The organism is Corynebacterium segmentosum, assembly GCF_900637825.1.
In the GTDB taxonomy this organism is placed as follows: Bacteria; Actinomycetota; Actinomycetes; order Mycobacteriales; family Mycobacteriaceae; genus Corynebacterium; species Corynebacterium accolens.
On the sequence record NZ_LR134408.1, the window covers coordinates 943234 to 956196 of the forward strand.

Annotated in this window: 11 protein-coding genes; 7 read left to right on the forward strand and 4 right to left on the reverse strand. The window is 62.0% G+C overall.

From position 1 onward, the window contains the following. Nucleotides 1–32: 32 nt before the first annotated feature. Nucleotides 33–1379 carry a YjiH family protein gene (locus tag EL217_RS04600; RefSeq protein ID WP_126318782.1) on the forward strand — a complete coding sequence of 449 codons (1347 nt, stop codon included), beginning with the start codon at nucleotides 33–35 and terminating at the stop codon, nucleotides 1377–1379. A 3-nt stretch (nucleotides 1380–1382) separates the two neighbouring features. On the opposite strand, the gene hutG is transcribed toward EL217_RS04600, so the two are convergent. Then, a complete protein-coding gene (gene hutG / locus EL217_RS04605; protein WP_126318784.1) occupies nucleotides 1383–2321 on the reverse strand; it encodes a formimidoylglutamase in 939 nt (312 codons plus the stop codon). Nucleotides 2322–2383: 62 nt separating this feature from the next. Here hutG and EL217_RS04610 point away from each other — a divergent pair, with 62 nt between their 5' ends. Both EL217_RS04610 and hutH read left to right on the forward strand, forming a co-directional pair. Further along, on the forward strand, nucleotides 2384–3127 hold the full coding sequence (locus EL217_RS04610; RefSeq protein ID WP_126318786.1) for an IclR family transcriptional regulator: 744 nt from the start codon (nucleotides 2384–2386) through the stop codon (nucleotides 3125–3127). 74 nt (nucleotides 3128–3201) lie between these two features. Beyond that, complete coding sequence (gene hutH / locus EL217_RS04615; protein WP_126318788.1) at nucleotides 3202–4752, forward strand: histidine ammonia-lyase; 1551 nt, start codon at nucleotides 3202–3204, stop codon at nucleotides 4750–4752. On the opposite strand, the gene EL217_RS04620 is transcribed toward hutH, so the two are convergent. Then, entirely contained in the window at nucleotides 4733–5533 is an 801-nt protein-coding gene (locus tag EL217_RS04620; protein WP_232018395.1) for an SGNH/GDSL hydrolase family protein, read from the reverse strand. The genes hutH and EL217_RS04620 overlap by 20 nt on opposite strands. A gap of 181 nt (nucleotides 5534–5714) precedes the next feature. Here EL217_RS04620 and EL217_RS04625 point away from each other — a divergent pair, with 181 nt between their 5' ends. From EL217_RS04625 to EL217_RS04640, 4 genes are all read left to right on the forward strand, one after another. Then, nucleotides 5715–7391, forward strand: coding sequence for a urocanate hydratase (locus EL217_RS04625; RefSeq protein ID WP_126318792.1), 1677 nt, complete (start codon nucleotides 5715–5717; stop codon nucleotides 7389–7391). Further along, on the forward strand, nucleotides 7392–8561 hold the full coding sequence (gene hutI, locus EL217_RS04630; RefSeq protein ID WP_005280144.1) for an imidazolonepropionase: 1170 nt from the start codon (nucleotides 7392–7394) through the stop codon (nucleotides 8559–8561). A 46-nt stretch (nucleotides 8562–8607) separates the two neighbouring features. Beyond that, on the forward strand, nucleotides 8608–10479 hold the full coding sequence (locus tag EL217_RS04635; RefSeq protein WP_023017755.1) for a DEAD/DEAH box helicase: 1872 nt from the start codon (nucleotides 8608–8610) through the stop codon (nucleotides 10477–10479). 147 nt (nucleotides 10480–10626) lie between these two features. Further along, complete coding sequence (locus tag EL217_RS04640) at nucleotides 10627–11865, forward strand: HNH endonuclease signature motif containing protein (RefSeq protein ID WP_126318794.1); 1239 nt, start codon at nucleotides 10627–10629, stop codon at nucleotides 11863–11865. Nucleotides 11866–11873: 8 nt separating this feature from the next. Here the strand turns inward: EL217_RS04640 and EL217_RS04645 are convergent, their stop codons facing one another. Together EL217_RS04645 and EL217_RS04650 are read right to left on the reverse strand one after the other, a co-directional pair. After that, nucleotides 11874–12317, reverse strand: coding sequence for a hypothetical protein (locus EL217_RS04645; RefSeq protein ID WP_005280147.1), 444 nt, complete (start codon nucleotides 12315–12317; stop codon nucleotides 11874–11876). 56 nt (nucleotides 12318–12373) lie between these two features. Further along, nucleotides 12374–12940: an HNH endonuclease family protein gene (locus EL217_RS04650; protein WP_023026312.1), complete on the reverse strand. Its 567-nt coding sequence runs from the start codon at nucleotides 12938–12940 to the stop codon at nucleotides 12374–12376. Between the last annotated feature and the right edge of the window lie 23 nt (nucleotides 12941–12963).

A 12963-nucleotide genomic window follows, 5' to 3' on the forward strand; every position in this document is an offset into this window, starting at 1 on the left:
GATCATCATGCAAGCTTGAGGGGCGGTCTATCGTGACATCTACTAATTCAGTTAATTCCTGCATCCAGAGCCATGACGGGGAAGTCCCGCGGCCTGAGGGACGGTGGAAACTCTTTGTTTATAGCGCCATTGGCGCGTTCGTGTTCTTCTTTCCTGTGACGTATAAGGAAAAGAACTCCATTCTTTTGGACCACATGGTCACCATCGTGCGCGATAGCATCCCGGCGGTGGTGCCGTGGCTTATTTTTGCGCTCGCCGTGTATGGAACGGTGCGTAGCTTTAGTACTGGGGCGTTTAGGCAAAGCGCGCTGCAAGCGGTCTTTGCGGTCCTCAATATCGCAGGCGCGGTCATTTCCTTCCTCATGGTCATTGACGCGCTGCCGTGGGTATTGGGCGATGAGGACTTGGTTCCCTTCTTGTGGAACTCTATTGCCACGCCGGTGGGGCTTATCGTGCCCATCGGCGGTACCTTCCTGGCATTTCTTATTGGATTTGGGCTCCTGGAATTTGTTGGGGTGCTGATGCAGCCCATCATGCGCCCGCTGTGGAAGACGCCGGGTCGATCCGCCATCGATGCGGTGGCATCCTTCGTGGGTTCGTATTCGCTGGGCATTTTGGTCACGGACCGCGTCTATCAAAAGGGCGGTTATACCGGCAGGGAAGCTGCCGTTATTGCCACGGGGTTTTCCACGGTATCGGCGGCGTTTATGGTCATCGTGGCCAAGCAGCTGGATTTGATGAATATCTGGGGCACCTACTTTGCCGTCACGCTGCTGGTGACGTTCCTGGTTACGGCCATTACCGTGCGCATCCCGCCGCTGCGGACGATCCCGGATGAATATTGCGCGGGTGTAGAGCCAGACCCGGAAAAGCCGGTAGAAGGATCGCGGTTTAAGAATGCGTGGCGCGAGGCGATGCTGGCTTTGCAGCGCGCGCCGTCGCTGCCACAGGCCATTTGGGATAACCTGCGCGACGGCGTGCGCATGGCCGCAGCCATCGTCCCGTCCATTATGTCGGTGGGCCTTATTGGCTTGCTGCTTGCGCGGTTTACCCCGATCTTTGAATGGATTGGGTACCTGTTTTACCCCTTTGCTTGGATTGTGCAGCTGCCGGAGCCGGAACTCGGCGGCAAGGCCGCGGCGATGGGCATCGCGGAGATGTTCCTACCCGCCACCGCTGTAGCAGGCAGCGATTCCATGGTGCTGAAATTCGTCATCGGGGTCGTGGCGGTCTCTGCCATCATCTTCTTCTCCGCCCTGGTGCCGTGCATTTTGGCCACCAAGATTCCGGTGAAGCTATCCCACCTGGTCATCATCTGGTTTGAGCGCGTTGCTCTCACCATCGTGATTGCGACCCCGATTGCGCACCTCCTGTTCTGAGTCTTACTGCCCGCTTACCGCAGTGAGGTGAGCGTTAACGATGTCATCGATAAGCCGCGCCGCTGCCTTGGCGGTGCGGTTGTCTATGTCGAAGGTGGGGTTGAGCTCGACGACATCGACAAGCGCGAGCTTGCCCGTCGCCGCGATCGCGACCGCCAGGGCGCGGATGCGCTCGTAGGCAACGCCGAGGCTAGCCGGGGCGGATACACCCGGCGCGGTGGAGGCGGGAAGCACGTCCAAGTCGATGGAGAGGTGGACCTTGTCCGCAGCGGCGGTGGCCTGGGTGGCGAGCGCGCCGCATTCGGCCGGGGTGAGGTTCACCAGCTCCTCATCCAGGGTGTAGTTAACGCCGAACTTATCGGCATCGTTGAAGAGCACCGCGGTGTTATTGGGGCGGGAAATACCGAAGACGGTGTAGTCAAAGTCATCGGTGAGCTGGGAAATCTGGGTAAAGGGCGTGCCGGAGGTGGCGTGGTCCGCGTGGCGGAGATCGAAGTGGGCGTCCAAGTTGATGATCGGGGTGGCACCGCGCGCGCGGAACAGGCCACGGTGGGAGCCGAAGGCGGTTTCGTGCCCGCCGCCCAAGATAATCGGCAGGGTAGCGCTGCGGACGAGTTCTTCGACCTTGTCAGATAGGGCCTCGTGTGCGCCGTCGAGATCATCGCCTTGGGTGGTGATGGTTCCGGCATCGGCAAGCGCGTGGCCGTGGTGGACCGCTAGGGAGCCAAGGGCTGTGCGCAGAGCGGCGGGGCCGGCGGCGGCACCCTGGCGGCCGCCATTGCGCAGCACGCCCTCATCGGAGGCAAACCCCAGCAGGGTTACGGGCGCGGATTCGGTCTGGTTGATGACGCTATGCCAGCGCGCGTGCTCGGCGCCGGGGCCATCGGAGCGGCCGGACCATTCGGGGGCGGGAGTAAAAAGTGGGGCTGATTCGGTATTCATAGTGCCGATACTAGAAGCGTGCGGTGAATTTGTCTGTCAATGGCGGAATATAATTGGACGTTGTGAGTGCTAACCGAGTCCCCGCCGCGCGCCATGCCCTAGACATCCTCAAGCTGCTATCTACTATCGATGTCCCGATTTCCGCCGCCCGCATCCAAGGCGAGCTCGGCCTGCCGCGCTCGACCACGTACCACCTGCTCGCGGAAATGGTCGATGCCGGGTTCGTTGCCCACCTGCCGGAGCACAAGACCTACGGCCTGGGGCTGGCCGCGTACTCGATGGCCTCTGCGTATGTAACCCAGCAGCCGCTGGTGCGCATGGCAACGCGCGACCTAGAAGAATGCGCGCGGCTGGTAGGCGGATCCGGTCATCTTTCGCGCATGGCGGGCTCGGAGATTTTATACCTGCAGGAAGTCCGCGCGCCGGGCGCTACCTCGTTGGTTACGGAGGTCGGGGTGCGCCTGCAGGCGCATAAGACGGCCTCGGGCAGGGTGATGCTGGCGCACCTGCCGGAATGGGAGGTCAAGGCCGCCTTCGATACCGCGGGCGGGGAAAATTTTGGTCTCCTGAAAAAGCAGCTGGACCGGGCCCTTGCGCGCGGATGGGACCAAGAGGTGGAAGAAATCTCGCGGGGACAGGCCTCGGTGGCGGTGCCCATCCTGGACCACCTGGAGCGGCCCGCGGCGGCCATTGCGGTGACCTATCCCGTGTCCACGCCGGGCGATAGGGTGGAGGCGCTCATCGCGGCGCTGCGCCAGGCCGCGGAGAAAGTCGCGGGAAAAATGTATCGCCAGCGCGAAAAGTGAGGTAGCATGCGGGCTAGCGCGTTAGGCTGTGACGTGAGCTATATTTTGCTGCCCTAAAGACACTAGGAGTCATCATGCCTAATGCATACCCATCCACCGTTACCGTCGGCGTCGGAGCGCTGACCATTGAGGAAGTCGTTGCCGTTGCCCGCTATGGTGCCACGGTAGAAATCTCCGCCGAGGCCCTGGACGAGGTCGCCTCCACGCGCGACCGAGTCGAAGAACTGGCCCAGGATCCCACGCCGGTCTACGGCATCTCCACCGGTTTCGGCGCGCTTGCCCGCCGCCACATCCCAGAAGAGATGCGCGCGCAACTGCAGCTATCCCTGGTGCGCTCCCACGCGGCCGGCACCGGTCCTGAGGTGGAAGAAGAAGTCATCCGCGCGCTCATGCTGCTGCGCCTATCCACCCTGTGCACTGGCCGTACCGGCGTGCGCCCCGTGGTGGTAGAAACCTACGCCAAGGCCCTTAACGCCGGCATCGTGCCGGTGGTGCGCGAATACGGTTCGCTGGGCTGCTCCGGCGACTTGGCCCCGCTGGCCCACTGCGCCCTAGCGCTCCTGGGCGAGGGCGAGGTGCGCGTGGGCGGCGAGCTCAAGGACGCCGGCGAGGCCCTTGCTGCCGCCGGCATCGAGCCGCTGGAGCTGCGCGAAAAGGAGGGCCTTGCCCTTATCAACGGCACCGATGGCATGCTTGGCCAGCTCTGCCTGGCCATCACTGACCTGCGCGCGGCCGCCAAGACCGCCGATATCGCCACCGCCATGACGGTAGAAGGCCTGCTTGGCACGCTCGTTGTCTTTGCCGATGACCTCCAGCAGCTGCGCCCGCACCCGGGCCAGGCTGATTCTGCCGCCAATATCCGCCAGGTGGCGGACGGCTCCGAGATCCTCGCGGCAGCGCTGGAGGAGTTCAAGAAGAACCAGGTCCAGGACGCCTACTCGGTGCGTTGCGCGCCGCAGGTGGCCGGCGGTTTCCGCGATACCTTGGCGCACACCGCGCAGGTAGCAAAGCGCGAGCTCGCGGCCGCCGTTGATAATCCGGTCGTGACCAAGGACGGCCGCGTGGTCTCCAACGGCAATTTCCACGGCGCCCCGGTGGCCTATGCGCTCGATTTCCTCTCCATCGTCACCGCGGATCTGGCGTCCATCTCTGAGCGCCGCACCGACCGCTTCCTGGATCCGGCCCGCAACCGCGGCTTGAATGCCTTTCTTGCCGATGACCCCGGTGTCGACTCCGGCCACATGATCGCCCAATACGCCCAAGCGGGCATCGTCAGCGAATTAAAGCGCCTAGCCACCCCGGCCTCGGCCGATTCCATTCCTTCTTCTGCCATGCAGGAAGACCACGTGTCCATGGGCTGGTCCGCCGCCCGCAAGCTGCGCAAGGCCGTTGATGGCCTGCAGCGCGTGCTCGCCGTGGAGATCCTCACCGCGGCGCGCGCCATCGACATGCGCGAAGGAACGCCCGCTGGCGGCACCGGCGCGGTCATTGCCGCCCTGCGCGAGACCGTTCCTGGTCCCGGCACCGACCGCTACCTATCGCCGGAAATCGAGGAGACCGTGCGCTTGGTCAAGTCTGGCGCGCTGATCGATGCCGTCGAGGCCGCTACGAGCGAGCTGCGCTAACCGCCTGCGCCATCGCCGCTTGGCCCGCGTGGGTGGGATGCATGGGGAAGGAGTCAGTGTCCTGCCCCGTAAAGTCCACCCATGGCTCATCTGAGCAGGCGGAATGTTGCGCGGCATCGTCTGGCAGCACATAGGTGGCGCCGTTGCGCTCGGCGGCCTCGCGCACTGTTTGATTGATGCGCTGGATGGTATCTGCCAGCCACTCCCGGTCTGTGGCCGGGATTTTTTCTATGAAGGGGCAAGTCTCGCCGGGGTTGATGAGGGGGATATAGCCGGTGGCAATGACCTTTGCCTCAGGTGAGCGGTGGGCGATTTCCCCGTAGACCTTGTCCAGGCGTTGGGGCAGATCGTGTAGCTCCAGTTCTATCTGCGGGCCCGATTCGTCTTGGCATATATCGTCCGTTGCGCATTGGGTCAGGCGCACAAAGCTGGCATCGTTGCCGCCGATGCTCAAGGAGACAAGGGACGTATCCGGGGCAAGCGCGTCCACCTGGGCGGGGTGCTCGCCCGCGGAGGATAAAACATCGAGCGTGCTCGCGCCCTGGCAGGCGACATTGCGGAAAGAGCTCGTGGCGATGTCCTGCGCGGCGAGCTCCGGATAGGAATCTTGCGCGCGTGCGCAGGAATCGGGCGGATCGAGAGGGAGCGTCGTCGAGCCCATCGCCGCGTAGGAATCCCCGAGGGCCACATAGTTTTCTGGTTCTTCTGGAGCTTCCTCTGGCTGGTTGGAGCATCCTGCCAGCAGGCAGGCGGCGGCGAGGGCGGGCAATACGTGGCGCATGGATGCCATCGTAGCCGCAGAGTCTGAAATGCCAGACAGTTGGTGACTGTGCAAGCTCTAAATACGTTGTGCATCACACTAAATTGATATCTGTGACGCTCGCCAAGCCCCCGGGAGACAGCCCCGGGAAACCGGCCTTGGGGTAGGGCACGGCGTCGATAAGCACGAGCGAAAGGAAGCCATGTCTGAACCACGCGAAGTCCGCGCACCCCGCGGCACCGAACTCAACGCAAAATCCTGGCAAACTGAAGCGCCATTGCGCATGCTGATGAATAACCTCGATCCAGAGGTGGCAGAGCGCCCGGAGGACCTCGTGGTCTACGGCGGCACCGGTCGCGCAGCCCGCAGCTGGGAGGCCTTCGATGCCATTGTGGAATCGCTGAAGGACCTAGAAAGCGATGAAACCCTCCTTGTCCAGTCCGGTAAGCCGGTGGGTATCTGGAAGACCAATGAATGGGCACCGCGCGTGCTCATTGCCAATTCCAACCTCGTGGGCGACTGGGCCAACTGGGAGCACTTCCGCAAGCTCGAGGACGAGGGCCTGATGATGTACGGCCAGATGACGGCTGGCTCCTGGATCTACATCGCCACCCAGGGCATCTTGCAGGGTACCTACGAGACCTTCGCAGCCGTGGCCAAGAAGCGCTTCGAGGGCAGCCTAGCCGGCACCCTGACCCTGACCGGTGGGTGCGGCGGCATGGGCGGTGCCCAACCGCTTGCCGTCACCCTCAACGGCGGAGCGGTGCTCATTGTAGACGTGGAAGAATCCCGCCTGCGCCGCCGCCAGCACAAGCGCTATCTCGACGAAGTAGTCACTGACTTGGACGAGGCCCTGCGCTTGGTCCTCGAAGCCAAAGAAAACAAGAAAGCCCTCTCCGTTGGTTTGGTGGGCAATGCCGCCGAGGTATTCCCTGAGGTGCTGCGCCGCCAGCGCGCCGGGGAATTCAAGGTAGACATCGTCACCGACCAGACCTCTGCGCACGACCCACTGTCCTACTTGCCCACCGAAATCCCGGTGGAGGATTGGCAGTCTGAGGCCAAGGCGGATCCGACGACCTTTACTAAAAAGGCCCGCGAATCCATGGCCGCACAGGTCCAAGCGATGGTGGAATTCCAGGACGAGGGCGCTGAGGTCTTTGACTACGGTAACTCCATCCGCGATGAGGCCCGCCACGCCGGCTACCAGCGCGCCTTCGAGTTCCCCGGCTTCGTCCCCGCCTATATCCGCCCGCTATTTTGTGAGGGAATGGGGCCGTTCCGCTGGGCGGCGCTGTCCGGCGACCCAGAAGACATCAAGGTCACTGACCAAGCCCTGAAGGAGCTGTTCCCGGAGAACGAGCACCTGCACAACTGGCTGGACGCCGCCGAGGAATACGTCGAGTTCGAAGGCCTGCCCGCCCGCATCTGCTGGCTCGGCTACAACGAGCGCCACAAGGCCGGCCTGCTCTTCAATGACCTCGTGCGCGAGGGCAAGATCAAGGCCCCCATCGTCATCGGCCGCGACCATCTCGACTCCGGCTCGGTTGCATCCCCGTACCGCGAGACCGAAGCCATGCTCGATGGCACCGACGCCGTCGCTGACTGGCCGCTGCTTAATGCCATGACTGCCGTATCTTCCGGCGCCACCTGGGTCTCCCTTCACCACGGCGGCGGAGTGGGCATGGGCCGCTCCATCCACGCCGGTCAGGTCACGGTTGCCGATGGCACTGATCTCGCCGCCGCCAAGCTGCGCGCCGTGCTGACCAATGACCCAGGCATGGGCGTTATCCGCCACGTCGATGCCGGGTACTCTCGCGCAGAGGAAGTAGCCAAAGAACGCGGCGTTCGCGTACCCATGGAATTTAAGGCAAGGGATTAAATGAGCACACTTTTTACCGGAATTTCTGAACTCCGCACGGTCAGCGAGCACGGCACGCTTAACGATGCCGCCCTTATCGCCGACCACGGCACCATCGCCTGGATTGGCCCCGCCTCCCAGGCGCCTGCCGCCGATGACCAGGTGGACCTGGGCGGGCGCGCCGTCCTGCCCGGTTGGGTGGATTCGCACACCCACATGGTCTTCGACGGCGACCGCTCCGCCGAGTTTGAGGCCCGCATGTCCGGCGGCTCCTACGAGGCCGGCGGCATCGCTGTGACCATGGACGCCACCCGGGAGGCGGGGGCGGAGCGCTTGGATAAGCTCGTCGCCGAGCGCGTGGCAGCCGGCCGCCGCGGTGGCACCACCACCTTCGAGACTAAGACTGGCTATGGCCTCAATACGGAATCTGAAGTGGAAGCCGCGCGCGTGGCATCCCAGCACGTCGATGACGTCACCTTCCTGGGTGCCCACCTCGTGCCGCCGGGAGCGGATGCGGAAGACTACCTCGATGAGGTCGTCGGCCCAATGCTGGACGGCGTTGCCGAATATGTCCAGTGGATCGACGTCTTCTGCGAGCGCGGCGCGTTCAATGAAGAGCAGTCGCGCCGCGTTCTCGAAGCCGGTAAAAAGTTGGGCCTTGGCCTGCGCGTGCACGGCAACCAGCTTGGCGAGGGCCCGGGTGTTAGCCTCGCGGTCGATCTCGGCGCCGCCTCGGTGGACCACGTGAACTACCTGAGCGATAGTGACATCGAAAAGCTCGCCGCATCCGAGACCGTGGCCACCATGCTCCCAGCCTGCGATCTCTCCACGCGCGAGCCCTTAGCGCCTGGCCGTGCGCTTCTCGATGCCGGCGCCACCCTCGCCATCGCCTCCAACCTCAACCCAGGTACCTCCTATACCTCGTCGATGAATTACTGCGTGACCACGGCTGTCCTGCAGCAGCATCTATCCGTCGATGAGGCCATCCACGCCGCCACCACCGGCGGTGCCACGGCGCTGCGCCGCCATAATGTGGGCAACGGACTCGACCCGCAGGGCCGCCCCGCGAAGGGCACCCTGGTGGAAGGAGCTGCCGCTGACCTGCACGTGCTCGATGCTCCCAGCGCGGTGCACTTGGCCTACCGGCCGGGCATGCCGCTGAGCTACCGCACGTTCGTGGCGGGGGTATAGCGAGGAATGGAGTTTGCCGCCGGTATCGCGTAGGGTTGGACGAGCAATGAGCATTACCGATAACGCCACCGGCGGCGTAAACGAGCCGGAAGATTTTAATAAGTCGGAATCTCAGGACAACTCGCAAGGTGTCAACCAGGACACCAGGGCTGCGAATACTTCTGAGGGCACCGGCGCTGAGTCCAAGGACTCGGCCAACGACAACTCCCAGGGGTTCGAGCACCTCGGCCTGCCAGATAAAATTCTGCAAGCCGTTGCGAAAGTAGGCTTCACCACGCCGTCCCCCATCCAAGCAGAAACCATCCCGATCCTGATGGAAGGCCGCGACGTCGTGGGCCTTGCACAGACCGGTACAGGCAAGACCGCAGCCTTCGCGCTGCCGGTCTTGTCCCAGCTTGACCCGCAAGCGCGCCATCCGCAGGCGCTCGTCCTCGCGCCAACCCGCGAGCTCGCCCTGCAGGTTGCAGACGCCTTCCAATCCTTCGCGGAAACCCTCAAAGGCATCGAGGTTCTTCCCATCTACGGTGGTCAGGCCTACGGCATCCAGTTGTCTGGTCTGCGCCGCGGTGCCCAGGTCATCGTGGGTACCCCGGGTCGCGTCATCGACCACCTGGAAAAGGGTTCGCTTGACCTGTCCCAGCTGCAGTTCCTCGTCCTCGATGAGGCCGATGAGATGCTGAACATGGGCTTCCAGGAAGACGTCGAGCGCATCCTGGAAAGCACCCCGGACCGCAAGCAAGTGGCGCTTTTCTCCGCCACCATGCCTAATGCCATCCGCCGCCTGTCCAAGCAGTACCTGCACAACCCGGCGGAAGTAACCGTTAAGTCCGAGCGCCGCACCAACGACAACATTAAGCAGCGCTTCCTGCTGATTCCGCACCGCGCAAAGATGGATGCCTTCACCCGCATCCTCGAGGTCATTACCTATGACGCCATCATCGTCTTCTGCCGCACCAAGCACGAAACCGAAGAGGTGGCCGAGGCCCTGCGCGATCGCGGCTACAGCGCTGCTGCCATTAACGGCGACATCGCCCAGGCGCAGCGCGAGCGCACCGTTGACCAGCTCAAGGATGGTCGCCTAGACATCCTCGTCGCTACCGACGTCGCCGCGCGTGGTCTCGACGTGGAGCGCATCACCCACGTGGTGAACTTCGACATCCCGAACGACACCGAGTCCTACGTGCACCGCATCGGCCGCACCGGCCGTGCCGGTCGCTCCGGTGAGGCAATCCTGTTTGTCACCCCACGCGAGCGCCGCATGCTGCGCTCCATCGAGCGCGTGACCAACGCTCGTCTCGAAGAGATGGATCTGCCGTCCGTCGATGAGGTCAATGAGAAGCGCAAGGAAAAGTTTGCGCAGGCCATTACCCAGTCCATGGACAACAAGCAGGCCGATTTCTTCCGCAACTTGGTGCGCAAGTACTCGGAAGACAATGACGTCGCGATGGATGACATCGCCGCGGCCTTGGCCGTCATGCACCAGGGTGGCAAGAACTTCCTATTGGAAGACAAGCCTTTGCCCAAGCCAAAGAAGGACCGCCGCGATCGCGATGACCGCAAGCGCGACCGCGACTTCAAGGGTGGCGGCAAGAACCGCGGCGGCTCCAAGCGGCCGGATGGTGACTTTGAGACGTACCGGTTGGACGTCGGCAAGCGCCAGAATGTCCGCCCGGGTGCCATCGTCGGTGCAATCGCCAACGAAGGTGGCCTGTCTGCCAAGGACTTCGGGCGCATCACCATTGCGGTGGGGCACACGCTCGTGGACCTGCCGAAGAACATGGACCCGGCTGTGCTGGACCGCCTGAAGGATACCCGGATTTCTGGCCAGCTCATCAAGATTCAGAAGGATACCGGTCGCCCGCCTCGCCGTGATGGCGGCGGCGGTGGCCGCAAGCACGGTGGTCGCTTCCGCGACTAATTAAACCTCCAAAGGGCCTCTTTTTAGAGGCCCTTTTTTCATGCCCTGTGACCTGCGCTTTTACTATAAACGGGGGTAGCGTGTCGGGGCGGTTTTGTATGGTGTATGGCGAAAGAATGTTCTAGTAAATCTCTCGAAAGAAAGTCCATGAATGCGCCATATTATGCCAATACCAATCCAGAAAATTCTACCTCCCGTGCAGCTACGGAGATTAGGAAGGCGGAATACCAGTTCTGGGAGAAGCTTCATCCTGGCTCAGATGACGATATCGAAATTATTAGCCAATCCCTGTCTAACTTAACTGGGGCGCGTCAGTCCCGAATTAGGAATATTATTTTCGCCTTCGAGCGATTAAAAGAGCTGCCGCGGCTGCGCGCTCGGCAAGAACAGCATTTCCATTTAGATTTAGACCGACTCATTACGATTGACCAAACCCTAGCCAAACTCGGCGCCATTGATGCGGAGAAGAAATTCACTATCGATGACGCCCTGACCAACTACTTGACCCCAACCCGTCCCAATCAAAAGCTGCCCTCGCACCGCAATCTCCGCCGAAAGCTGCGCGAGCTCATCGTGCGCCTCGATCCCTCTATTGCCGCGCGGGATCCGCGCCGCAAGCAAGCCTATAGCGTTGAACCTACAGGCGGGGAGTGGGCTGCGGTTTGCCTGGACGTCGGGTTAGAAACCGCGGAGATAATCGACCGCAATATTCGGGATATCGCTACGGACAAGGACCTCACGATGGCTGAGGCCGCAGTGGAACTGTTGACTGGAAAAGCACAGGCTAAGGCCAAGGTCGTGTTGAATATGTATCGCTGCGACCTGCCGGATGCACCCGCGTTTGTACAGAACTTAGGCTGGGTATCCCCGGAGATCGCGGATGACCTACAGGCTCGCGCGACAACGACAAGGGATATGGAGAAGGCCGGTCAGGCGGAGAGCCCTAACTATGTGACGCCGCCAGATATCCGGGCGTTTGTAGAGGGCTTGGATGGCACGTGCCGGTGGCCAGGCTGTACGCGGCCGGCGGTGGCGTCCCAGATGGACCATCGGCACGACTTTGCAGATGGTGGGCCGACCTCGGCAGCAAACCTCACCTGCTTATGCCAGCACCATCACAATATTAAGACCGATGGGAGGGCGTTTTATATCAAGGACCCGATAAGCGGGGACATCGTCTGGCTTTTTGATGACTCTACGTGGGTCTACGACTCCGCGAGCGGACCGCTGGCGCCGAAGAACCGCAGGTGGGCGCAGACGGTAGCGCAGGCCACGCAGAAGCGGCGGGAGAATGCGCACGCAGATGCGCAGCAACTAAAAGAAGAGCTCAGAGAGGAGTCCACGCATGAAAAAGGGGACAGCGATGACACTGTCCCCGGAGAGTAAATGGCTTCCTAGATGTACATCAGGATAAGGCAGATGATCCACAGGAGGTTGAAGACGCCGCCGAAAGCGGACAGGGACTTCTTGATGGAGCCCAGGTTGGCGGTATCGCCGGATTCTAGGGCTGCCTGCGCCGTGCGCTGCTTAGGGAGGATGAGGAAGAAGAGCAGGCACCACGCGATGATGGCCACGAGGATGGCGATGTGGAAGTTGACCTGGCTCTTGAAGGTTTCAATATCAGACAGGAACACTGCAAGGCCAAGGACCGGCACGAGGGCGGAAATGTAGCCGTAAGTATTGGTGATGTTGTGCAAGTTGCGGGCGGCGCCGAGGGCCGTCTTATCGCCCTGCGCTGCGCCCTGCAGCTGGGTCTGGTAGATGGAGGTGGAAATGCACACGGGGCCGAGCAAAACGATGGCCGCTGCCACGTGCAGGAAGATGAACAAAGTAGTCATGGAGGATGCCCTTCAGTTAAGAAAAGTTGCCTTGTTCACCCTAATCAATTTAACTGCTAGAAATCGAACCGACATTGCCTTCTCATTGCACGGACATCCGCGCGGGGCAACGGTAACTCGTACTTGCGCGCGATTTTTGCGAGGCGCCGCGAGTAATCGCAGCGGTTAGCGGGCGGTAACCACTCAGAGGGGAGGGAATCAGACTTTTCCTGATTGAGCTTCCGGCTGGTCGCCACCAAGTTGAGGGGATCGTTGGCAAAGCGGATCTTGGTGTCTTGGTCCCACTGTGCGGCACCCATGTCAAAGGCGGCAGAAAGTGGGAAGATGTGGTCAACCTCAATAGGGGAGGTGGCTGAAATCATCTCGCCCGCGTAGGGGTCATAGAGCGTGCCGGATTGCGGCCGGCAGTCTGCGAACGCCTCGCTGGCTTGGTTCTCCATGATGGCCTCACGCGTGGTGCATGCACCGTTGGGCTGCCAGCCGCCGAACTCGTCGCGGTCGTAGCCCTGCAATTCCGCGCGGGATGGAACGGTGGAGACATCAAAACGCGGAAAAGGCCACGCATACCATGCGATAACGAGAGCGGTTATGCATGATAGCGCGGCCAGGTAATAGGACTTCATGTCCTATTGGACTCCGCGAGGTG

Bases quoted from the DNA above. Each gene is read 5' to 3' on its own strand.
- EL217_RS04650 (WP_023026312.1), bottom strand. From the start codon at position 12,940: ATGAAGTCCTATTACCTGGCCGCGCTATCATGCATAACCGCTCTCGTT.
- EL217_RS04625 (WP_126318792.1), top strand. From the start codon at position 5,715: ATGTCTGAACCACGCGAAGTCCGCGCACCCCGCGGCACCGAACTCAAC.
- EL217_RS04635 (WP_023017755.1), top strand. From the start codon at position 8,608: ATGAGCATTACCGATAACGCCACCGGCGGCGTAAACGAGCCGGAAGAT.
- EL217_RS04645 (WP_005280147.1), bottom strand. From the start codon at position 12,317: ATGACTACTTTGTTCATCTTCCTGCACGTGGCAGCGGCCATCGTTTTG.
- hutG (WP_126318784.1), bottom strand. From the start codon at position 2,321: ATGAATACCGAATCAGCCCCACTTTTTACTCCCGCCCCCGAATGGTCC.
- EL217_RS04640 (WP_126318794.1), top strand. From the start codon at position 10,627: ATGAATGCGCCATATTATGCCAATACCAATCCAGAAAATTCTACCTCC.
- hutH (WP_126318788.1), top strand. From the start codon at position 3,202: ATGCCTAATGCATACCCATCCACCGTTACCGTCGGCGTCGGAGCGCTG.
- hutI (WP_005280144.1), top strand. From the start codon at position 7,392: ATGAGCACACTTTTTACCGGAATTTCTGAACTCCGCACGGTCAGCGAG.
- EL217_RS04620 (WP_232018395.1), bottom strand. From the start codon at position 5,533: ATGCGCCACGTATTGCCCGCCCTCGCCGCCGCCTGCCTGCTGGCAGGA.